The sequence below is a fragment of the Rathayibacter rathayi genome, from assembly GCF_004011095.1.
In the GTDB taxonomy this organism is placed as follows: domain Bacteria; phylum Actinomycetota; class Actinomycetes; order Actinomycetales; family Microbacteriaceae; genus Rathayibacter; species Rathayibacter rathayi.
Genome location: NZ_CP028129.1, coordinates 1,699,191 through 1,722,048 on the forward strand (window position 1 = coordinate 1,699,191; position 22,858 = coordinate 1,722,048).

Sequence of the window (22,858 nt, forward strand, 5' to 3'; positions counted from 1 at the left end):
CCCTCCCTTCCTCGAACCAGTAGGAGCACTCGTGCGGATCCTCGTCACCGGCGGTGCCGGTTTCATCGGCAGCAACTTCGTCCACCTCACCCTGCGCGAGCGCCCCGACGCCCGGATCACTGTCCTGGACGCGCTCACCTACGCCGGCGACCTCCGCTCGTTGGCCCCGGTGTCGGACAAGATCACCTTCGTCGAGGGCGACGTCGCTGATACCGAGCTGGTGGACCAGCTGGTGGCCGACTCCGACCTCGTGGTGCACTTCGCCGCAGAGTCACACAACGACAACTCACTAGAGGATCCAGCACCGTTCCTGGCAACGAACGTCCTCGGCACCTTCGCGCTGCTCCAGGCGGTCCGCGCACACGACGTCCGCTACCACCACATCTCCACCGACGAGGTCTACGGCGACCTCGAACTCGACGACCCCGCCCGCTTCACCGAACACACCCCCTACAACCCCTCCAGCCCCTACTCCTCGACCAAAGCCGCCAGCGACCTACTCGTGCGCGCCTGGGTCCGCTCCTTCGGCATACGCGCCACAATCTCGAACTGCTCCAACAACTACGGCCCCTACCAACACGTCGAAAAATTCATCCCCCGCCAAATCACCAACGCCATCGACGGCATCCGCCCCAAGCTCTACGGCACCGGCGCAAACGTCCGCGACTGGATCCACGTAGACGACCACAACACCGGCGTCTGGGCCATCATCGACCGCGGCGAGATCGGCGAAACCTACCTCATCGGCGCCGACGGCGAAAAAAGCAACCTCGACGTCGTCACCCGCATCCTCACCGCCTTCGGAGCACCCAACGACGCCTTCGACCACGTCACCGACCGCACCGGACACGACCTCCGCTACGCCATCGACTCCACCCGCCTCCGCACCGAACTCAACTGGCAACCCCGCTACACCGACTTCGACGCCGGACTCGCCGCCACCATCGACTGGTACCGCGCCAACGACAACTGGTGGCGCCCCGCCAAAGCCGCCACCGAAGCCAAGTACGCGGTGCGGACAGCGTGAGCGGTTCGTTCCCGAGCGCGGCCGGTGCGCGGCGCCGGGGACCGGCGCCCTCGGCCGGGACGTCCTCCCTCCGGCGCCGAGACCGGCGCGCCGCCGGACTCCCGGGAACGGGGCGCGCCGCATGATGATCGTCGCCGCCGCCCTCGCGCTGCTGTTCCTCGTCGTCACCTTCCCGCGGCGGGCCGTCGGCCTCCGCGGCTACGCCGTCGGCCTCTCGATCTTCGTCCTCGGCATCGGGGCGAGCACCTCGGCGCCGGAGGCCATCCGCTACGCCTCAACGGGTATCGCGGCGGTCTTCCTGATCCTGGCCTGGGCGTTCAGCGAGCGGACGCGGCCGAGGAAGCGCAGCCGGCTCGTGCTGCTCGCCTGGTTCGTCTGGACGACCGGGGTGAGCCTCCTGATCTCCTCGAGCCCCCCGGCGGCCGTCCTCGCTCTCATCGTGGTGCCGCTGCTGCTGTTCCCCGTCGTGTCCCGCCTCGGCGAGCAGGATCTCGTACCGCTGCTGCGCTGGACGGCGCTCACCGTCCTCGTGCAGGTCGCCGTCGGCATCGCCGAACTCACCGTCCTGGCCGAGCCGATCTGGGGCTACCGCAACCTCACCACGGCGGGTCTTCCCGTGATCCGGTACAACCCGTTCCTCCCCGGCCTGATCCGGATCCAGGGCACGACCGGCCACCCGATCATCTTCTCGCTCATCGTGATGTTCAGCTTCTTCCTGATCCTCGCCCTCGGGTCGAAGCTCTCGCGGACGGTCCGGCTGCTCTCGCTCGGCACGGCGATCGTCGGCCTCCTCCTCTCGGGGACGCGCAGTGCGTTCGTCGCAGCGGCCGTCGGGTTCGTCGTCTACCTCTTCTTCGCTCCCACCACCGGGACGCGGGTGAAGAACGTCCTGATCATCATCGGGGCGGGAGTCGCGATCTTCCTCGGCGACTTCGGGCTCTCCACCGTCGCGACACAGGCGGCCACATCGGACTCCTTCGGCCACCGCCTCGAAGGATGGGCGAACGCGGATCAGCTCCTGCACCGCGGCTCTCCCACCGGAGCAATCGGCAGCGGCTTCTTCTCCGAGCTGAGCATCTTCGCGCAGGGCCTGCTGCAGCGGGACGGCTTCCTGGTGATCGACAACCACTTCATCTGGACGCTCGCGATCAGCGGTGGCATCGGACTGGCCCTCATGGTGCTGGCGATGGGGGGCGCGTGGGTCGACTCCGACCGTCTCGGCCGGGCCCAGGTCGCCGTACTGCTCGCGATGGCCTTCTCCTTCGACCTGATGACCTGGGGGGTCTCGGTGAGCATCTTCGTGATCTCGCTGACGCTGCCGCCGGACCTGATCGCGCTCGCCCGTTCGGCCCCGTCCCGCGAAGCGGAACCGCCCCCCGACCTGGCGGGGCGCGCTGAGGCCTCAGCGCGGAGGGGACCGCACCTACATGAGGACCCTCCCCCATCCCGCGCGGTGACAGCGCGCCATTCCCGGACCAGGCCAGACCTGACCTGACCAGACCAGACCAGACCAGGCCTGACCAAACCAGCCGATCGGAGCTCACATGCCTGAGATCATCGACACCGAGACCTTCGTTATCGGCGATTCGACGAAGACGAACTCTCTCGGACGCGCGCTGAGCATGGCGCTCACCGCGGCCGAGCTCGGACCCGTGCGGGTCCTCGCTTTTGAGGACGGGGAACTCTGGGCCGGAGCCGGCCAGTTCCCGGCAGACGTCGTCCCGTTCGGGCGGAGGGATCTGTCGCGCATCGAGCGCGACGTCCGCGCGGCAGCATCGGAGCGGAGGACCATCGTCTGGTTCTCGAAGGGCACGGACCCCCTGCCACGTCTGGCCCGGCGCCTCTCCCGCATCCCGAACACCGTCGTGGTCGCGGACTTCGACGACGACGACGTCTCGATCATGGAGGCCTTTCGGTCCGAGTCCCTCCTCAACCGCGCAAAGGCGAATCCGCTCCGCCGGAAGGCTCCGTCCCGGCTGCGCCGGAGCCAGGCCAGGATCGCGCGCGACGCCGACCTCGTCACCTTCTCGAGCGCAGGACTTCGCGGGGTGTACGCGGAGCGCTTCGAGCTCGGCGACGCGTCCGCCGTCATCCCCCACACCCGAGTGTCGATGCCGCGCGACCGGCCGCGCGCGCCCTCGGCGGACGGCCGTCTGACCCTGGGCTTCATCGGAACCGTCCGCAGCTACAAGGGCGCAGACACGCTGAACGCCCTGCTGCGAGCGGACACGGATGTCGGCATCGTCACCTTCGCCCAGTCGTGGACGCCGCCCTCCGACGTGGCGGCGCAGTGGACCATGCGCCCTCCCACGACACCGCTGTCCGAGATCTACGCGGACGTGGACGTGCTCGTGCTCCCCATGGACATCCGCAGCCCGGCAGCGCTCTACCAGCTCCCCGCAAAGCTCGTGGACGCGGCCGTGTTCGGCACTCCCGTCGCAGCGACTCCGACGCCGCCGATCGAGGAGTTCGCGGCCGGCGCCTTCCTGCCCGTCACCGACTGGTCCGATCCCGTCGGCGTCCTCGCGGCGATCAGAGCAGCCGACAAGGAACAGCTGGGAGCAGCACTCCAGGCGAGGTTCACCACCCTTCTCTCCCCCGAAGCAACAGCCGACACTCTCGACACCGCGCTCAAGAAGGCACTGATCAGAAAGAGCACCCACCGTGCATGAACGACCGGCAGCCGTCCAGGTCCCCCTTCTCTCCGTGAAGGTCACTCCGATGACCGCCGCGGGAGTCGCCGACCTCGTGTCGAGCGAGCCCTCCGAGCCGACGCTAATCCTCAATCACAATCTGCACAGCAGCTACCTCCACCTCAAGCACGCCTGGTTCCGCAAGTTCTACGAGCGGAGCGACATCGCGGTGATCGACGGGTGGCCTGTCCTGGCCCTGGCCTCCCTGAAGCGCCGGGTGAGGACCGAGGAGCGCATCGGGTCGACCGATTGGATCCACGCGCTCTGGTCCGACAAGCGCTCGCCCGGCCGCCGGGTCTTCATCCTCGGCGGCACCGAGGAGATCAACGCCGCGGCCGTCAGCGCCTGGAGCAGGGCGCGAGCCGTCGACGACGTCGCCGGAGGATCCGGGTATTTCGCTCGGGAGGACGAGCAGTCGGTGGTCGACGCGATGCGCAGCCACGCGCCGACCCTCATCATCGTCGGCCTCGGGATGCCGAAACAGGAGCTGTTCCTGGAGGAGCACTGGGATGACCTCCCCGACGCGTACATCGCCACCGTGGGCGGCGCCGTCGACTACATCGCGGGCGCCGTCGAGCTGAGCCCGCGCTGGCTCGGCTCGGTCGGCCTGGAGTGGGTGTGGAGGTTCCTCCACGATCCGCGGCGCCTCTGCACCCGGTACTTCGTGGAGCCGTTCGCGCTCGCCGGGCTGATCCTCCGCAACACGCTCCGCGGGGCGGGGACTCGATGAGCATCACCACGCGCGACGTGACCACCGTCGTCCCGACCCTCGGTAGGCCGGCGCTCTCCCGCGCTCTGGAGTCGGTGCGCGGGCAGACCGGCGCCGGAGGCCGGACGATCGTCGTCCTCGACAACCCCTCCCGCGAGGACCAGGTGAGGAGTCTGCTCGAGGACGAGGTCCTCCTAGTGACGGCGGGCAGGACGGGAGGGGCGAACGCGCGCAGCACCGGAGCCCGAGCGGCCGAGACCTCGCACATCGCGTTCCTGGACGACGACGACTGGTGGGAGCCGGAGAAGCTGGCCCGCCAGGTGGAGGCGCTCTCCGAGTCCTCGGCCGACCTCTGCTATACCGCCACCTACTTCCACGAGTCGGGCGACGGCGTGCGCCGGCTGCCGACGCGGGAGCTCGCGGCGGGACAGTCCGTCGCGTCCTACCTCGTCGCGCGTCCGGGCCTCAAGCACGGCTCGGGGTACATCCAGACGAGCTCCCTGCTCGCGAGCAGGCGCCTCGTGGACGAGCACCCGTGGGATCCCTCGATGAAGAAGCACCAGGACTGGGACCTCGTCGCACGGTGGGCTGCGGCCGACGCGCGGATGACCTTCGTCCCGCTCCCTCTCGTGCACGTCCAGCAGGGATCCGCCGCCTCGATCTCGAAGACGGCGGACTGGCGTGCGAGCGCCGCGTGGCTCGCCCGCCACGGCGACGCCCTCGACTCCCGCGCCTACGCAGACTTCGTCGCCACGCAGATGCTGCGGGGCGCGCTCAGCGCTCGCGATCCGCGCGGAGTCCTCGCTTCGGTCGCGGAGCTGTCGCGCCGCCGGCCCCACGTCGCCGCGATGATCGTGGGCCTCCACGGTCTCGTGGAGAAGTAGATGCGGGGAGCCACTCCGACCGGCCCGCGGCACTCGAAGCCGATCCTCCGCCTGCTCGGTTTCGTCCTGATCCCGCTGATCAGCGCCCTGAGCCCGCTGATCGTCATCCCTTCCATCACCAGCGCCTTCGGGGCGACGGCGTGGGCGTCCGTCGCCGTCGCCCAGTCCATCGGGTCCGCCGCCGCGGTCGTCGTCGAACTCGGCTGGGGCCTGAACGGCCCCCAGCGGATCGCCCGCATGGGTCGGCGGGCTCGATCGCAGACCTACGCTCTTGCGACGGCGACGAAGGTCCTGGTCTTCCTGCCGCTGGCCGTCCCCGTGGTGATCGTCACCGGCCTGCTCGCGCCGGTGGATCCGGTCGCGGCCTCGTGGATCGCCGTCGCGACCGCGCTGAGCACGCTGTCGCCGGCCTGGTTCTTCATCGGCGCAGGCCAGCCGCGGAACATCCTGCTCCTCGATGCCCTGCCCAGGCTGGCCGCGAACGGGCTGACCGTGCTCCTGATCAGTGCCGCGGGAGCTCCGCTCGCGGTCTACCCGCTGCTGCTCGCCGTCGGCACGATCGCGCCTCCGGTCCTCGGCTGGTTCGCCGCAGGGAGCCGCCTGGGATTCCTGCGCTCACTGGGCCGGCGCCGGGTCCTCCGCGCCGTCCGCGCGCAGAACGTCGCCCTCCAGGGACGACTGGCCAGCGCGGCCTACATCGCCCTGCCGGTGGCGATCGTCGGGGCGGCCTCGCCGGGAGCGCTCGTCGTCTTCTCCGCCGCAGAACGGCTCCAGCGCTTGGTGCTGGCGCTGCTCGCCGCCTTCCCCAACGCGCTGCAGGCATGGGTCGGGGCGCCCGGATCCGACGCCGACCGCTCCCGCCGCATCGCCCGCGCCGTGGGCGCCAACGCCGTCCTCGGAATCGTCGCCGGAACGGGTTTCGCCTTTCTCGGAGGCTTCGCGTCGCAGATCCTGTTCAGCGGCGAGATCACCCTCCCGCTTCCGATCACCGCTCTCTGCGGAGGTGTCATCGCCGTCACCTGCATCTCGCGCGCGACGGGCGGACTCGGCCTCGTCGCTCTCCGACGCCTGAGGGCGCTGCGCGATAGCGCCCTCGTCGGAGCGGCGACGGGACCGGTGCTCATCTGGCTGCTGTCCCGGACCTTCGGCGCGCCCGGGGGCCTCGCGGCCGAGGTCGTCACCGAGCTCGCCGTCCTCATCGTCCAGATCGTCTTCCTACTCCGTGCGCGGAAGCGCTGAGCGCTCGCCTCGAGGAGGACGGCCCGGACCTCCTCCTACCCTTTCGAGGGTCACCGACCTCGAGGCTTCGTCACTCCCACCCGATCGCTCCTAGCCGTAGATACCGTCGCAAGCGCACCGCATCGGCAATTCCAGGAGGACGCGCCATCATGCTCGACGCCACTGAAGCGACTCCCCTGCACCACCGCTCCCGCCGACGGCCGTTCCGGCCCTCCTCCTCGCGCGGGCGGGTACTCCGTCTGAGCAAGGCGCTCGCGGTGTCCTCGGTCATCACTCTGCTGGCCGCCCTCGGCACAGTGTCACCGGCCGGCAGCGCAGCCGCGGTCGGCACCGGTCCCACGGCCGCCGACGTCACGACGGCGCACCCGAGGCTCGAGCTCGACCAGCAGGCGGTCGTCGATCTGAGAGCATCCGTCTCGTCCGATCCCGCCGTCACCGCCGTCTGGAACCGCGTCCGCGGGGAAGCCGACCGGATGCTCACCGAGCCGGTCCTGAAGCGGAGCTCTCCGGACGGCGTCCGCATCCTGGAGACGTCGCAGACCCTCGTCCAGCGAGCGCGGACTCTGGGCATCAGCTACCTGGTGACGAGGTCCTCCGCCTACGCGGACCGGCTCTGGCTCGATCTCGACGCAGCGTCGAAGTTCGCCGACTGGAATCCGGACCACTTCCTCGACACCGCGGAGATGACGCAGGGGATGGCCATCGGCTACGACTGGCTCTACGCCCGCTGGACCCCTTCCCAGCGGAGCACTCTGAGCTCCGCCATCCAGCGGCTCGGCCTCCAGCCGTCGGTGCCCGTCTACTCCGCGCCGGCGAACACCTCGGGCCCCTACAAGTACGGCGGGAACTGGGCCGTCGTCACCAACAACTGGAACATCGTGGCGAACGGAGGGATGATCGCCGGCGCGGTCGCGACGGCGCAGGACAACCCGGGCCTCTCCGATCGGATCCTCGGGTACGCGACCCCCAGTCTCCGGCGCGGCCTCGCGCAGTTCGGGCCCGACGGCGGGTACGCCGAGGGGGCGACGTACTGGGAGTACGCGACGCGGTACCTCGCCTCGGCGCTGAGCACCCTCGACGTCGCGACCGGGACGGACTGGGGCCTCGCGGCCTCGCCCGGCGTCAGTTCGACGGGCTACTTCCCCGTGCAGATGCTCGGGGCATCGAAGACGATGTACGACTTCGGCGACAGCGACTCGACGCAGCTCAACCCGCCGTCGCAGCTGTACCTGGCGAAGAAGTTCGACAACGCCGACTTCCTCTCGGTGGACGGCAAGCAGACCGGCAGCGACGCGCAGCGGCTCATCTGGTACCGGGCGGCCACGACCGCCTCACCCGGCCCTGGAGCGTCGAGGGACTCTTTCTCCACCGCCGCCGGCATGAGCACGATGCGGTCGTCCTGGGATGCGGACGGCACCTCCGTCGCCTTCCGATCGGCCAGCAGCCCCACGAGCGGGCACCAGCACCAGGACTCCGGCTCCTTCATCCTCGACGCCCTGGGCCAGAGGTGGTCCTCCGACCTCGGACGCGACGACTACAGCCTCGCCGGCTACTTCGAGGGCGAGTCGAGGTGGACCTACTACCGCAACCGGCAGGAGGCGCACAGCACCCTCCTCGTCGACCCCTTCCGGAGCTCGACCGCCTACGCGACCAGGCAGTCGAAGATGATCCGCTCGGACGCCAACGCCTCCTCGTCGCTGGCGGTCAGCGACCTGTCCGCCCTGCTCCCGAGCGGCACCACCTGGCAGCGGGGCGTGAAGCTCTTCGACGGACGCGACCAGTTCCTCGTGCAGGACGAGGTCAAGCGGTCCGGTCCCGTCCAGGCGCTCTGGTCCATGAACACCGAGGCCCTGATCGACGTCTCGGACGACGGCCGCAGCGCCTCCCTCTACCGCGACGGCCGACGGATGCTCGCCCGCATCGTCACCGACGACTCTTTCCGGTTCTCCGTCATGGACGCCGCTCCCCTGGCCACCTCGCCGCGACCGGCCGGTCAAAGCTCGAACCTCGCCGACAGGAAGCTGACCATCACGGCCTCGGGGACCGACAGCGTCCGGATCGCCGTGCAGTTCTCCCCGCTCCGCGGCGATGCCCCCGTGGCAACAGCCGTGCCCGTGGCCGACCTGTCGGCGTGGTCGCTGGATCCGGTCGGTACGAGCCGAGCCACCGGCGTGACGGTCGGCGGCACCCCTCTCCCGTCCTTCGCCGGCGACGACCTCGCCTACACCGCCGCGGTCGACCCGACCGGCCCGCTGCCCGTGGTCGCCGCGCGGGCACCGGCCGGAGCGGTCGTCAGCTCGACCGCCCCCGCCGCCGTTCCCGGGTGGGCCTCGACGACCGTCACAGAGCCCGGCAGAACTCCGACCACCTACCGCGTCCTCCTCACTCCGGGCCCGATCCGGATCCAGAGCGCGGTCGCCTCCCGGACGACGGCAGGGTCACCGGAGGTGACGTTCGACGGGGCAGAGGGAGCGTACTGGTCCACATGGGGCGACAACTCGATCACCTGGCAGCTCGCCCGCGCCACAACGGTCGAACGCCTGGACCTCTTTTGGGTCGCCAACTCTAGTCGAGTGTCGACGTTCGATCTCCTCAGCTCCCCCGACGGCCGGACGTGGACCGCCCGGACTTCCGGGTCCTACCTCGGGACGGGCGGATGGGCCTCCGTCGCTGCGGCGATGCCCTCCGACACCCGGTTCGTCCGCCTAGTCGGTCACGGGGACGGCACGAAGGACGTCTGGACGGCGCTGCGAGAGGTCAGGATCTACAGCTTCACCGAGGACGTGCGCGTACCCGTCCCGGACAGCGGCCTTTCGTTCGCGACGGCGGCGCTCTCCACGGCCGAGGTGCAGGCGGGCGCATCGGCCGCGGCCTCGGCGACCGGTACCGGGCCGGACGGACGGGCACTCCCCGCGTCCTCGGTGCGCCTCACCTGGGGCTCCTCCGATCCCGCCGTGGCCTCCGTCGACCGGTCGGGCTCGGTCACCGGGCGCGCCGCAGGGACCGCGATGATCGGCGTGCTCGTGGAGTCGGGCGGGGTCGTCCGCTCGGCGAGCGTCCCGGTGACGGTCGTGGACAGGACGAAGGTCCGCCTTTTCCCAACCGCCGACTCCTACGTCCAGGGCGGAGGATCAGCCGGCACCAACTACGGCTCCATCACCGGAATGCTCGTCAAGACCAGCGCCTCCACCAGCACCGACCAGAGCTACACCCGCATCGGCTACCTCCACTTCAACCTCAGCGCCCTCCAGGGCCGCACCGTCACCGGAGCCACCCTCACCACCACCGCCGCCATCACCGACAACGGATCCCCCGTCCTCCTCGACTTCCACGACACCCCCACCACCTGGACCGAAAAGGGACTCACCTTCACCAACCGCCCCACGCTCGGCCCCATCCTCGGCAGCACCCTCGTCGACACCACCAAGACCACCCGCACCACCGACCTCACCGACGCCCTCGCCACCAAAGCCGCAACCGCCACCCCCACCCTCTCCCTCGGCATCGACCAGTCCCACCTCCCCGCGGGAACAGCAGGCAGCGTCGTCCGCATCGAAACCCGCGAATCCACCACCACCCCCTACCTCGACATCACCTTCGGCGACTGAGATCGGACGGATGGGGCGGCTGGGCCGGAGCCCCGCGACCCGTCAGCGCACCGCCACCGTCGTGCGGTCGCGGCCGGTGAGGTCGCGCTGCGTGGTCGCTCCGCGCCAGCCGTCGGCGGTGAGCAGGGCACGGATCTCGGCGCCCTGCAGCTCGCCGTGCTCCATGACCAGCACTCCCCCGGGCCGGAGCAGGCGGAGGGCGGTCGCCGAGAGCGAGCGGACCACGTCCAGGCCGTCCTCACCGCCGTAGAGCGCCGCGGGCGGATCGAACAGGCGCACCTCCGGCTCGCGCGGGACGGCGGCGGCCGGGATGTAGGGCGGATTGGAGACGACCACCGCGACGGTGCCGTCGAGCTCAGGCAGCGCACGCGCGAGGTCGTCGAAGACGATGCGTGCGTTCTGAAGACCAAGGCGGTCGCGATTTCCCCGCGCCCAGATCACCGCTTCGGGTGAGTTCTCGACTCCGATCACCGCGGCATGCGGCACTTCGTGCGCGAGTGCCAGGGCAAGCGCCCCACTGCCGGTGCCCAGATCGACCGCGACGGGTGCCGGATCGGCGACGGCCCGGAGCGCGTCGATGGCGAGCTGCGCGACGCCCTCGGTCTCGGGGCGCGGCACGAATACCCCGGGTCCAACAGCGAGTTCGAGCGTGCGGAACGGCGCGACTCCGGTGATATGTTGCAGCGGCTCGCGCGCGGCCCGGCGCTCGACGGCCTCGTCGAAGGCATTCCGCACCTCCTCCTCCACCGTGAGGCCGGCAATGAGGCGGGCCTGCAGCTCGCCGCGCCTGAGCCCGAGCAGGTGCCCGAGGAGCAGCTCCGCATCAACGTCCGGAGACGGTAAGCGAGCAGCCCTCAGCCGGCGGACAGCCTCGGCGAGTACGGCGCTAGCGTCGCCGCTCACGGCTCGTCGGAGCCGATGTCGGCGAGGCGCGCCTCTTCGTCGGCCTGGATAGCGCTCTCGACGACCGGGTCGAGCGCCCCGTTCATCACACCGTCGAGGTTGTACGCCTTGTAGCCGGTGCGATGATCAGCGATCCGGTTCTCGGGAAAGTTGTAGGTGCGAATCCGCTCGGAGCGGTCCATCGTGCGGATCTGCGTCTTGCGTGCGTCCGAGGCGGCCGCCGCGATCTCCTCCTGCTGGCGCGCCAGGATGCGGGCGCGGAGCACCCTCATGCCGGCCTCGCGGTTCTGCAGCTGGCTCTTCTCGTTCTGCATCGAGACGACAATGCCGGTCGGTAGGTGCGTGATCCGCACTGCCGAGTCGGTGGTGTTGACCGACTGTCCACCGGGTCCGGAGGAGCGATAAACGTCGATCTTGAGGTCGTTCTGGTTGATCGCGACCTCCTCGGGCGCGTCCACCTCGGGGAACACCAGCACGCCGGTGGTCGACGTGTGGATACGGCCCTGCGACTCCGTCACGGGGACGCGCTGCACGCGGTGCACGCCACCCTCGTACTTCAGGTGCGCCCAGACACCCTGGGACGGATCGGTGGCAGTGCTCTTGATCGCGACCTGCACGTTTTTGTAGCCGCCGAGGTCGGACTCGTCGCGGTCGAGGATCTCGGTCTTCCAACCCTTCGCCTCGGCGTAGTGGAGGTACATCCGGAGCAGGTCAGCGGCGAACAATGCACTCTCGGCTCCACCCTCGCCGCCCTTGATCTCCATAATCACGTCACGGCCGTCGTCGGGGTCGCGCGGAATAAGCAGGCGTCGCAGCTTCTCCTGCGCCACCCGTAGCGACTCCTCCAGCTCGGGGACCTCCTCGGCGAATGCTGCGTCCTCGCGGGCCAGCTCTCGTGCGGCGTCCAGGTCGTCGCCGGCTTGGATCCATGCCGAGTGCGCCGACTTTATCTGGCTCAGCTCGGCATACCGACGATTCACCTTCTTCGCGCGCGCGGCATCGGCGTGCAGAGCCGGATCGGAGAGTTGCGCCTGCAGATCCTCGTGCTCGGCGAAGAGGACGCTGACGGATTCGAACATGGGGTCCTGGCTTCCGGGTGTGGTTCGGGGTGGGGCTCGTCGCCTCGGGACGCGAAAACGTCCGCGGCCGCCTCTGGTGACAGGGGCGACCGCGGACGTCGGGGCGCTAGTGGTGGCCGTTGCCGTGGCCGGCGGTAGCCGGGCCGACCGCTGACTTCGAGACCTGCATCAGGAACTCGACGTTCGAGGAGGTCTCCTTCAGACGCGACAGGATGATCTCGAGCGCCTGCTGCTGGTCGAGCCCGGCGAGGGCGCGGCGCAGCTTCCAGGTGATCTTGACCTCGTCGGCGCTGAGCAGCATCTCCTCGCGGCGAGTGCCGGACGCGTTCACATCGACGGCGGGGAAGATCCGCTTGTCGGCGAGGTGACGCGAGAGGCGGAGTTCCATGTTACCGGTGCCCTTGAACTCCTCGAAGATCACCTCGTCCATCTTCGACCCGGTCTCGATGAGCGCCGTCGCGAGGATGGTGAGCGAGCCGCCGTTCTCGATGTTGCGCGCCGCTCCGAAGAACTTCTTCGGCGGGTACAGCGCCGAGGCGTCCACGCCGCCCGAGAGCACGCGGCCCGAGGCCGGCGCGGTCACGTTGTAGGCGCGGCCGAGGCGGGTGATGGAGTCGAGCAGCACGACGACGTCGTGGCCCAGCTCGACCAGGCGCTTGGCGCGCTCGATCGCGAGTTCGGCGACGGTGGTGTGGTCCTCGGCCGGGCGATCGAAGGTGGAGGCGACGACCTCGCCGCGCACGGTGCGCTGCATGTCGGTGACCTCCTCCGGACGCTCGTCGACCAGGACGACCATGAGGTGCACCTCGGGGTTGTTCTGCACGATCGCGTTGGCGATCTGCTGCAGGACGATGGTCTTGCCGGCCTTGGGCGGTGCGACGATCAGGCCGCGCTGCCCCTTGCCGATCGGGGCGACCAGGTCGATGATCCGCTGGGTCAGCTTGCCCGGCTCCGTCTCGAGGCGCAGGCGCTCGGTCGGATAGAGCGGGGTGAGCTTGTGGAACTCGATGCGCGCGGCGGCCTCCTCGACGGTCTGACCGTTGATCGAGTCGACCTTGACGATCGCGTTGTACTTCTGGCGTCCGCCGCCCTCGCCCTCGCGGGGCTGGCGGATGGCGCCGACGACCGCGTCGCCCTTGCGCAGGTTGTACTTCTTGACCTGGCCGAGCGAGACGTAGACATCGCTGACCCCGGGCAGGTAGCCCGTGGTGCGCACGAAGGCGTAGTTATCGAGGACGTCGAGAATTCCGGCGACCGGGATGAGGACGTCGTCCTCGCCGATCTCGGGCTCGATGTCGTCTCCGACCGCGCCGCCACGACGCTTGCGATCGCGGTAGCGGCTGCGGCGGCCGTCCTCGCCCTCGGCCTGCTGGCCGGAGCCGTTCTGCTGCTGCGGAACCTGCTGGCCCTCGGCCTGTGCGGCGCGCGAGCCCTGGCCGTTCTGCGGCTGAGACGGCGCCGCAGAGCTTTGCTGCGCATCGTTCTGGCGATCCTCCCCGCGGTTGCGGTTGCGGTTGCGGCGGTTGCGGCCGCGGCCGGTGCCCTGCTGGTCGCCGTTCTGCTGCTGGTCGCCACCCTGCTGCTCCTGCTGGTCGCCGGAGTCGGAGGAGTCGGCGTCGTTCTCGGCGGAAGCCTGCTCGCTCTGCTCGACGCTGCCGCCGCGGCTACGACGGCGTCCGCGGCGCTCGCGCTGGCCACCCTCGCGGGAGGAGCCGTCCGACTCCGGCCCATTGGGCAGCTCGATGTCGAGCACGGACTTCGCGGCCTGCTCAGCGTCGCGGTCCTGCTCGATGACGGGGAGGTCCGGGATCAGCGACTCGACGCCGGTCCCGCCGGGGACGTTGACATGCTCGCCCGCGGCGATCGTGCCGCTGGAGGCGCGCCGCGAGCTGCGGCGGCGGGGGGTGCGCTCGGCGGGCTCGGCGACCTGCTCGGCGACGGCGGGGAGCTCGAGCTCGACCGGAGCCGAGCCGGCGGCGGTCGCGGCCGGCTCGTCCACGGTGGGCGCGGCCTGCTCGAGCACATCGGCCGTGTCGGCCTCCGTGCTCTCGACGAGCGTCGGCAGCTCCGCCGGCGCCTCGGGCTCGGGAGCGGACTGCTCGGCCACATCGGCCGGCTCTGCCTCAACGCCCGTGGCGTCGACATCCGGAGCAACCGCTGCGACCTCCGGGGCGAGCGCGGCATCACCCGGGGCGACTGCATCGGCGATCACCTCGGCGGCGGGCGCGTCCTTCGCGGCGGCGGCACGGAGGTCCGAGATCGCCTGGACGAGTTCGCCCTTGCGGAGCTTGGAGGCACCGCCGAGGCCGAGGCGGGTCGCGAGAGCCTGAAGCTCGGCGACCCGCAGGGCCGAGAGGTCGGCGGTGAGATCCACGGTGGAGCCGTGGGTATTGACGTCTGTCACTGGAGAGGGTTCCTTCCCCCCGGGAACGAGTGCTCACCGGGAGAGCTCATCGACCGTGCGGTGCCATCGCGTGTTCTGATCCACGCGATGCTCTCGGCCACCGAGGCCGACTGCCGAAGAGTGCGCAGAGAGGGCCCGGAGACCAGGCGCCGATCTGCACGAAAAGCAGGGGCGCCCTTCACAGGATGTGATGGCCGTGGTTGTCGGGACGATCCGTCGGACAGATTCCGCTCGTTACGCGGTTCCTCAGGATGCGGTCCCCACTGTAGCACCCTTGAAGTCGACGGCCAGCATGTGCGCGCGCCACGGCGTGGGGGCCTGCTTCTCCACCAGATTCGCGGCGGCGAGGCGCTGCGCGGGGTCGCTGCACAACACCAGGACGCTCGGTCCGGCGCCCGAGACGACGGCCGCATAGCCGTGCGAACGTAAGAGCGCGATCAGGGCGGACGTTTCGGGCATCGCTGCCGCACGGTAGTTCTGGTGCAGCTTGTCCTCGGTCGCCGCGAACAGCAGCTCAGGGCTCTGGATGAGGGCCGCGATCAGGAGCGAGGAGCGCGAGACGTTGAACACCGCGTCCTCGTGAGGCACGCTCTGCGGCTGGAGCGAGCGGGCGAGCCGCGTCGACATGGTGTGCTCGGGCACGAAGACGACCGGGGACACTCCGCGGTGCACCATCAGCTTCTTCGAGCGCGGGCGCAGCGGCGAGTCATCGGCGCCGGACGGGTGCGGCTCCACCCAGGCGATGGTGAGCCCGCCGAAGAGCGCGGGCGCCACGTTGTCGGGGTGCCCCTCCATCTCGGTGGCGATGCGGAGCAAGTCGTCCGAGTCGAGCTCGACGATGCCCTCGAGCAGCCCCTTCGCTGCCATGATCCCCGAGACGATCGCCGCCCCGGACGAGCCCATCCCGCGGCCGTGCGGGATGATGTTGCGCGCGATCACCTCGATGCCGGGCATCTCCTGCCGCTGGTCGGCAAAGGTGTAGGCGATCGCCTGCACGACGAGGTTCGTCTCGTCGGTCGCGACCTCGCCCTCGCCGACCCCGTGCACGGCGACCCGCGCGCCTGTCGCCGCCACGGCCGTCACGTCGAGTTCGTCGTAGAACGAGAGGGCCAGGCCGAGCGTGTCAAAGCCGGGCCCCAGGTTCGCCGAGGTAGCGGGGACCTTGACGTGGACGGTGCGGCCGACAGGAACGGCCGAGGTCATGCGCCGGCCAACCCCAGCACCTCCGCGATCGCGGCGGTGTCGACCGGGACGACGGTCGGCGTGATGTCCGCGCCGTCGGCCGTGCGCAGCGCCCACTGCGGGTCCTTGAGGCCGTGACCGGTAACCGTGAGGACGACGGTCGCGTCCTTGGGGATCGCTCCGGCCTCGGCGCGCTCGAGGAGCCCCGCGACGCTGATCGCCGACGCCGGTTCGACGAAGACGCCGACCTCGCCAGCGAGAATGCGGTAGGCCTCCAGGATCTTCTCGTCACTGATCGCACCGAAGTAGCCATCGCTGACGGTGCGCGCGTTCAGGGCGAGTTCCCACGAGGCCGGGTTGCCGATCCGGATCGCGCTGGCGATCGTCTCGGGGTGGCGGACCGGGGCACCGTGCACGATCGGAGCAGAGCCCTCGGCCTGGAAGCCGAACATGCGCGGGAGGCGCGTGGACTCGCCGCGCTCCAGCTCCTCCGAGTAGCCGCGGAAGTAGGCGGTGTAGTTGCCCGCATTGCCCACCGGGACGATGTGGAAGTCCGGCGCGTCGCCCAGGACCTCGACGACCTCGAAGGCCGCGGTCTTCTGCCCGGCGATGCGGTCAGGGTTGACCGAGTTCACCAGGTGGACCGGATAGTTCTTGGCGAGATCGCGGGCAATGTCGAGGCAGTCATCGAAGTTGCCCTGCACCTGCAGCAGCTGAGCGTTGTGCGCGATGGCCTGGCTGAGCTTGCCGAGGGCTATCTTGCCCTCGGGGACCAGGACGGCAGCGGTGATGCCGGCGTGCGTCGCGTAGGCGGCGGCCGAGGCCGAGGTGTTGCCGGTCGAGGCGCAGATGACGGCCTTCGCGCCGTGCTCGACAGCCTTCGAGATCGCCATCGTCATGCCGCGGTCCTTGAAGGATCCCGTCGGGTTCATGCCCTCGTACTTGACCCACACCTTCGCGCCCGTGCGTGCTGAGAGGGCCGCGGCGGGGATGAGCGGCGTGCCGCCCTCGCCGAGAGTGATGACCGGGGTCGCCTCGGTGACATCGAGGCGGTCCGCGTACTCGTGCAGGACTCCGCGCCACTGCTTGGCCATCTCAGGCTCCTTCAACTCGTAGGACGGACGTCACGGCGCCGACGAAACCATGCGAATGGAGAGCGGTGACGGTGGCCGCCAGATCGGATTCCGCCGCGGCGTGCGTGCCGATGACCAGGGTAGCGGTCGGGTCGCGCCGCTCTGCACCGACCCGCGCCACCGACGGGTCGACTTCCGGCGGGGTCTGCACCAGCGTCTCAACCGAGACGCCGTGCTCGGCGAAGACGCCGGCAATCTGCGCGAGCACGCCGGGGCGGTCGAGCACCTCGAGGGTCACCTGGTAGCGAGTCGTGACGTGGCCGATCGGCAGAACGGCAAGGCCGGAGCTCGCACTGGTGACCAGGCCCGGACCACCGACGACGTGGCGGCGGGCGGCTGAGACGACGTCCCCGAGCACGGCGGAGGCCGTCTCGATCCCGCCGGCGCCGGCGCCGTAAAACATCAGGTCACCCGCCGCCTCCGCCTCGACGAACACGGCATTGTTGGCGCCGTGGACGGCAGCGAGCGGGTGGGAGCGGTGCACCAGCGCGGGATACACGCGAGCCGACACGCCCTCCTCCCCCGTCTTCGCATCGGTCAGGCGCTCGCAGATTGCGAGCAACTTGATCACGTAGCCGGAGTCGCGGGCCTGGTCGACCTGTGCCTTGGTGATGCCGGTGATGCCCTCGCGGTGCACCAGTGTCACCGGGACGTCGGTGTGGAACGCCAGGCGAGCGAGGATCGCGGCCTTCTGGGCCGCGTCGTAGCCCTCGATGTCGGCGGTCGGATCGGCCTCCGCATAGCCGAGCTGCGTCGCGCGGGCCAGCGCGTCCTCGAGGCTGGAGCGCTCGGTGTCCATTCGGTCGAGGATGTAGTTGGTCGTGCCGTTGACGATGCCGAGGATCCGGTGCACCCGGTCGCCGGCGAGGCTGTCGCGCAGCGGCCGGATGATCGGGATCGCCCCGGCGACGGCCGCCTCGTAGTTCAGCTGCGCGCCCACCTGGTCGGCCGCCTCGAACAGCTCGTTGCCGTGCGCGGCGAGCAGAGCCTTGTTGGCCGTGATCACATCCGCACCGGAGGAGATCGCGGTGAGGATGTGGCTGCGTGCAGGCTCCAGACCGCCGATCAGCTCGACGACGATGTCCGCGCCGAGGATGAGCGACTCGGCGTCGATCGTGAGCAGGTGCGGCGGGATGTGGGCAGTGCGGGGCGCGTCCACGTCCCGCACGGCGACGCCCACGAGCTCCAGCGGCGCCCCCACTCGCTGAGCGAGTTCGTCGCCGTGATCGAGCAGGAGGCGCGCCACCTGGGCACCGACGGACCCGGCGCCCAGCAGGGCGACGCGGAGGCTGCGGTACTCGATCATCGCGAGGTGGCCTTTCGTTCGATGCCGGTATCGCGGCGGAGGAGGTCCTCCTCGGTCTCGCCGCGCACGAGGACGCGCGAGCGCCCGTCCCGGACGGCAACCACCGGGGGGCGCCCGAGGTAGTTGTAGTTGCTCGCGAGCGACCAGCAGTACGCGCCGGTCGCGGCGACAGCCAACAGATCGCCCGACTGAACGTCCGCTGGCAGGAAATCGTCGTGGACCACGATGTCGCCCGCCTCGCAGTGCTTTCCGGCCACACGCACGAGGGCGGGCTCGGCGGCGGAGGAGCGGCCGGCGATCCGCGCCGTGTAGTCCGCCCCATAGAGGGCCGGACGCGCGTTGTCGCTCATGCCACCGTCGATGCTGACGTAGCGGCGGACAGCGGTCGCTCCTTCGGTGCCAACCACCACGTCCTTCACCGTGCCGACCTCGTAGAGCGTGAGCCCGGCGGGCCCGATCAGCGCCCTGCCCGGCTCGATCGCGAAGTGCGGCACCGGGATCCCGCGCGCCGCACACTGCTCGGCGACCGCGTCGGCGACGGCGGCCGCGATCTGGGCGATCGGAGTGGGATCGTCCGCGCTGGTGTAGGCGATGCCGAAGCCTCCACCGAGGTTGAGTTCGGGCACCGGTCCGTCGGTGAGCAGGGATGCGTGCACGTCGAGCAGGCGCGACGCCGACTCGACGAATCCGTCCGAGCCGAAGATCTGGGAGCCGATGTGGCAGTGCAGGCCGAGGAACCGCAGCGACGGAAAGGAGCGGATGCGCGCGACGACGTCCGGGCAGTCGGCGAGCGCGAGACCGAACTTCTGGTCCTCGTGGGCGGTGGCGAGGAACTCGTGGGTGTGCGCGTGCACTCCACTGTTCACGCGCAGACGCACCGCCTGCACCCGGCCGTGCCGTTCGGCCGCCGCCGCGACACGTTCGATCTCGATCAGGCTGTCCAGGACGATCGTCCCCGCGCCCGCCTCGACGGCCCGGTCGATCTCGGCGAGCGACTTGTTGTTGCCGTGCAGGCCGAAGCGCTCCGGCTCGATGCCCGCGGCCAGGGCAACGGCCAGCTCGCCGCCGCTGGAGAGGTCGAGGTTCAACCCCTCGTCGCGCATCCAACGGGCGACCTCCGTCGAGAGGAAGGCCTTGCTCGCGTAGTAGACGGTGACGCCGGTGCCGATGCGCGCGAACTCGCGCGAGAAGACCTCGCGCATCTCGACCGCTCGACGCCGGGCGTCGGCCTCGTCGATCACATAGAGAGGAGTGCCGTGCTCGCGCACCAAGTCGGCGACCGGCACTCCGGCGACGCGCAGGGCGCCGCTGGGATCGCGCACGGTGTTGTCCGACCAGACACCCTCCACGAGCGCGTCGGCGTCGTCGGGAGTCTGCAGCCAGTCGGGAGCGAGCGGATGCCGGGGGGCGCGGGAGTCGACAGTGTCCACGGGTGAGACCTCACAAGAGAGAGTGGGAGCGTCACTGCGTGGCGAGCGGGTCCGGATTGACCCCTGAAGCCAGCGATGTCAGTGTTTGGCCTGCGGGAGACGCCGGCACAGGGCTCCGATCCTACCGGTCGCCGCCGGGAGCCCTGCGCGGGCTCAGGGGCGGGTGGGTTACTCCCGCTCCTGCTCCTGCGGGTCGCTGCGGCTCACGAGCAGGTGCCCGGCTCCTGCTCAGCCGGGTCGCTGAGGAACGTCGGGGAGAGCGCGAAGCTCGCGTTCAGCGATTCCTCCGCGACCTCGACCCCGGTGAGCGTCAGCCCGCGCGGCACCGAATCCGCGATGCAGAGCGGAGTCGGAGCGAGCAGGTCGCCCGAGACGGCGCCGAAGCGGTCGCGGAAGTCGGTGACCGAGAAGGTCGCACCCGCCGCCGAGATCTCGGCCGGAGTCAGCTGGATCGCGCCGTCCACGGCGGCCAGCTGCATGCCGACGCCCGCGCCGAGCGTCACTCCGAGTACGTCCACCGAGGCGCTCACGCGCATGAGTGGAGGATCGAGGGTCACCTCGTCGACCGGCACGGTGCTGCGCTCGGTGACCAGCTGCGCGACGGACGCCGCGTCGATGGCGACCATCGTGCTGCCGGAGTCAATGGCGCCCGCTGCGCTGACCGGCACGCCGATCAGGGTCGCGGCGACATCGCCGTCGAGCTCGCCGAACACGACATCGGAGCTGCGCAGATCCAGCCGGTCCAGCCGCCCCGCGATCAGCTGCGGGAGCACAGCCCAACCGGCCACCTCGACGTCCACGGTCCGGTCGGCGGGCAGCGCCAGCGCCTCACGCAGGCTGGCAGCCGCGCGATCGGCGATGGCCCGTCGGGCGATCCAGTCGCCGGCCACCGCCGCGACCACGAGCAGCACCAGCGTCACGACGACCACCAGGGCCGCGCGTCGCCCTCGCCTGCGCCGGGGCGCCACCGCGCTCACATCCGGTCCGGAGCACCGACGCCCAGGAGCGAGAGCCCGGTGCGAAGCACCTGCCCGGTCGCCTCATTCAGACGCAGCCGGGTCGAGTGGACCGCTTCGACCGGATCCTCACCCTGCGGCACGACGCGGCAAGTGTCGTACCAGCGGTGGTAGAGGCCGGCGATCTCCTCGAGGTAGCGCGCGACGCGGTGCGGCTCGCGCAGCTCGGCCGCATGCGCCACGATCCGCGGGAACTCCTGCAAACCGCCCAGCAGCGCCGACTCGGTCGAGTGCACCAGCGTCTCGGGAGCGAACGGCTCGGCGGGCACCCCCGATCCCGCGGCCTTCGCGGCGACCTGGCGGGTACGCGCGTGCGCGTACTGCACGTAATAGACGGGGTTGTCGTTGCTGCGCTTGGTCAGCAGGTCGAGGTCGATATCGAGGGTCGAGTCGGCGGAGGAGCGCACCAGCGAGTAGCGCGCGGCGTCGACGCCGACGGCCTCCGTCAGGTCCTCCATCGTCACGACGGTCCCGGCGCGCTTGGACATGCGGACCGCCTGGCCGTCGCGGATCAGGTTGACCAGCTGGCCAATCAGGATCTCGAGGTTCACGCCCGGAGTGTCGCCGAACGCGGCGCACATCGCCATCATCCGGCCGATGTAGCCGTGGTGGTCCGCGCCGAGCATGATGATCGCCCGGTCGAAGCCGCGCTCGCGCTTATCGAGGTAGTAGGCGAGGTCACCCGCGATGTAGGCCGCCTCGCCGTCGCTCTTGATGATGACGCGGTCGCGATCGTCGCCGAAGGACGTGGTGCGCAGCCACGTCGCTCCGTCCGCCTCGAAGATGTGGCCGAGCTCACGCAGGCGCTGGATCGCGCGGTCGACGGCGCGAGACATGTGCAGCGAGTTCTCGTGGAAGTAGACGTCGAAGTCGACGCCGAACTCGTGCAGGCTCTGCTTGATCTCGCCGAACATCAACTCGACGCCGATCGAACGGAAGGTCTCGGCCAGCTCCTCCTCGGGCAGGACCGAGAGGTCGCCCGGGTAGGCGGCGACCACGCGCTCGGCGATGTCTGCGATGTACGCGCCGCCGTAGCCGTCCTCGGGGGTCGGCTCGCCCCGGTGCGCCGCGAGCAGGCTCCGGGTGAAGCGGTCGATCTGCGCGCCGTGGTCGTTGAAGTAGTACTCCCGCGTCACCTCGGCGCCCTGCGCGAGAAGCATCCGGGCCAGGCTGTCGCCGACGGCCGCCCAGCGCGTGCCGCCGATGTGGATCGGTCCGGTGGGGTTCGCCGAGACGAACTCGAGATTCATCCGCACCCCGGAGTAGGCGGTGCCGGTGCCGTACGCCTCGCCCGCCTCGACGATCACACCCGCGAGCGCCCCCGCCGCCGCCGCCTCGAGCCGCACGTTGAGGAAGCCGGGCCCGGCGACCTCGACCGTCGCCACACCATCGACAGCGCCCAGGCCCTCCGCCAGCTCTGCCGCCAGCTCGCGCGGGTTCGCGCCGACCCGCTTCGCGAGCTTCATCGCGATGTTGGATGCCCAGTCGCCGTGCTCGCGGTTCTTCGGCCGCTCCAGCACCACGTCCGACAGCTCGACGCCCGCGCCGCCCCCTCGTCGCTGCACGGCGTCGAGGACGAGGGCGTGCAGAGAGGAGGCGAGCTGTTCAGGAGTCACGGGGTCCGATTCTACCGGCCGTCGCGCCCACGCCGTCCGTCTCCTGGCACCGCGCGGCCGCTCGGCCGGGAGCCGTTGCTAGGGTGCCACGCATGCGCCGTCCCAGCCCCCTCCTCCTCGTCGCGCTCGTCGCGATGGCCCTCGCCGGGTGCTCCCCCGCCGCCGACCCGGAGCCGAGCGCGAGCGGCTCCGTGAGCGGTACTCCGATCCCGCTCTCGTGCGAGCAGCTGGTGCCGGTCTCGGCGCTGAGCGGGCTCTGGAGTGGCTTCTCGCCGACGGACGACGTCGAGCCGACCCCGGTCTCGCGCGAGATCGCGCAGTATAACGGCCTGGTCTGCGGCTGGTCCGATGACTCGGGGGCGCAGCTGCAGCTCGCCGTCGCACACCTCGACCCCGACGTGATCGAGGCGCTCAAGAACGAGTTCTTCACCACGAGCAAGGCGGTCCCCACTTACGGCGAGCCATCGCAGGTCGAGGGCTACTACCAGGTGACAGAGGGGCGCGGAGTCGCGGACGCCTTCGTCGGCGAGTACTGGATCGAGTCCTCCAGCGCCTCCTTCATCGAGCCCGGCGACCCCGAGCCGCTCGTCCGGTCGGCGCTCGGAGCGCTCGCCGGCTGAGCCCGCGGT

The 22,858-nt window shown here is 70.3% G+C and carries 17 protein-coding genes; 8 read left to right on the forward strand and 9 right to left on the reverse strand.

The annotated features are described in order from the left end of the window. Positions 1-31 precede the first annotated feature (31 nt). The 7 genes from rfbB to C1O28_RS08340 all read left to right on the forward strand — a co-directional run bounded on the left by rfbB (position 32) and on the right by C1O28_RS08340 (position 10,160). A complete protein-coding gene (gene rfbB, locus C1O28_RS08310) occupies positions 32-1,027 on the forward strand; it encodes a dTDP-glucose 4,6-dehydratase (RefSeq protein WP_097167326.1) in 996 nt (331 codons plus the stop codon). A 121-nt stretch (positions 1,028-1,148) separates the two neighbouring features. Next, the gene (locus C1O28_RS08315) at positions 1,149-2,522 is read left to right on the forward strand and encodes an O-antigen ligase family protein (protein ID WP_097167327.1); all 1,374 of its coding nucleotides are present in this window, start codon (positions 1,149-1,151) and stop codon (positions 2,520-2,522) included. 49 nt (positions 2,523-2,571) lie between these two features. Continuing rightward, positions 2,572-3,699 carry a glycosyltransferase family protein gene (locus tag C1O28_RS08320; RefSeq protein WP_097167328.1) on the forward strand — a complete coding sequence of 376 codons (1,128 nt, stop codon included), beginning with the start codon at positions 2,572-2,574 and terminating at the stop codon, positions 3,697-3,699. Then, positions 3,692-4,450, forward strand: a complete 759-nt coding sequence (locus C1O28_RS08325; protein WP_097167329.1) for a WecB/TagA/CpsF family glycosyltransferase — start codon at positions 3,692-3,694, stop codon at positions 4,448-4,450. Before C1O28_RS08320 ends, C1O28_RS08325 begins: the two co-directional genes overlap by 8 nt. Continuing rightward, positions 4,447-5,313 carry a glycosyltransferase family 2 protein gene (locus C1O28_RS08330; RefSeq protein ID WP_097167330.1) on the forward strand — a complete coding sequence of 289 codons (867 nt, stop codon included), beginning with the start codon at positions 4,447-4,449 and terminating at the stop codon, positions 5,311-5,313. The genes C1O28_RS08325 and C1O28_RS08330 overlap by 4 nt, the downstream gene beginning before the upstream one ends. After that, positions 5,314-6,552, forward strand: a complete 1,239-nt coding sequence (locus C1O28_RS08335; protein ID WP_097167331.1) for a polysaccharide biosynthesis protein — start codon at positions 5,314-5,316, stop codon at positions 6,550-6,552. Between the two features lie 149 nt (positions 6,553-6,701). Continuing rightward, the gene (locus C1O28_RS08340) at positions 6,702-10,160 is read left to right on the forward strand and encodes a CBM96 family carbohydrate-binding protein (RefSeq protein WP_097167332.1); all 3,459 of its coding nucleotides are present in this window, start codon (positions 6,702-6,704) and stop codon (positions 10,158-10,160) included. Between the two features lie 42 nt (positions 10,161-10,202). Here the strand turns inward: C1O28_RS08340 and prmC are convergent, their stop codons facing one another. The 9 genes from prmC to argS form a co-directional block, all read right to left on the reverse strand. After that, positions 10,203-11,063, reverse strand: a complete 861-nt coding sequence (gene prmC / locus C1O28_RS08345; RefSeq protein ID WP_097167333.1) for a peptide chain release factor N(5)-glutamine methyltransferase — start codon at positions 11,061-11,063, stop codon at positions 10,203-10,205. Further along, the gene (gene prfA, locus C1O28_RS08350) at positions 11,060-12,142 is read right to left on the reverse strand and encodes a peptide chain release factor 1 (protein ID WP_097167334.1); all 1,083 of its coding nucleotides are present in this window, start codon (positions 12,140-12,142) and stop codon (positions 11,060-11,062) included. Before prfA ends, prmC begins: the two co-directional genes overlap by 4 nt. Positions 12,143-12,248: 106 nt before the next feature. Further along, positions 12,249-14,546: a transcription termination factor Rho gene (rho, locus tag C1O28_RS08355; RefSeq protein WP_097167335.1), complete on the reverse strand. Its 2,298-nt coding sequence runs from the start codon at positions 14,544-14,546 to the stop codon at positions 12,249-12,251. A gap of 246 nt (positions 14,547-14,792) precedes the next feature. Next, the gene (gene thrB, locus C1O28_RS08360) at positions 14,793-15,749 is read right to left on the reverse strand and encodes a homoserine kinase (RefSeq protein ID WP_097167336.1); all 957 of its coding nucleotides are present in this window, start codon (positions 15,747-15,749) and stop codon (positions 14,793-14,795) included. Continuing rightward, complete coding sequence (thrC, locus tag C1O28_RS08365; RefSeq protein ID WP_097167337.1) at positions 15,746-16,822, reverse strand: threonine synthase; 1,077 nt, start codon at positions 16,820-16,822, stop codon at positions 15,746-15,748. Before thrC ends, thrB begins: the two co-directional genes overlap by 4 nt. A gap of 1 nt (position 16,823) precedes the next feature. Continuing rightward, positions 16,824-18,167: a homoserine dehydrogenase gene (locus tag C1O28_RS08370; protein WP_097167338.1), complete on the reverse strand. Its 1,344-nt coding sequence runs from the start codon at positions 18,165-18,167 to the stop codon at positions 16,824-16,826. Then, entirely contained in the window at positions 18,164-19,597 is a 1,434-nt protein-coding gene (lysA, locus tag C1O28_RS08375) for a diaminopimelate decarboxylase (protein ID WP_097167339.1), read from the reverse strand. Before lysA ends, C1O28_RS08370 begins: the two co-directional genes overlap by 4 nt. Before the next feature lie 203 nt (positions 19,598-19,800). After that, the gene (locus tag C1O28_RS08380; protein ID WP_160487472.1) at positions 19,801-20,517 is read right to left on the reverse strand and encodes an LmeA family phospholipid-binding protein; all 717 of its coding nucleotides are present in this window, start codon (positions 20,515-20,517) and stop codon (positions 19,801-19,803) included. Between the two features lie 53 nt (positions 20,518-20,570). Beyond that, positions 20,571-22,229, reverse strand: a complete 1,659-nt coding sequence (gene argS / locus C1O28_RS08385; RefSeq protein WP_097167341.1) for an arginine--tRNA ligase — start codon at positions 22,227-22,229, stop codon at positions 20,571-20,573. 92 nt (positions 22,230-22,321) lie between these two features. Here argS and C1O28_RS08390 point away from each other — a divergent pair, with 92 nt between their 5' ends. Continuing rightward, positions 22,322-22,849, forward strand: coding sequence for a hypothetical protein (locus C1O28_RS08390; RefSeq protein ID WP_097167342.1), 528 nt, complete (start codon positions 22,322-22,324; stop codon positions 22,847-22,849). The last annotated feature ends 9 nt before the right edge of the window (positions 22,850-22,858 follow it).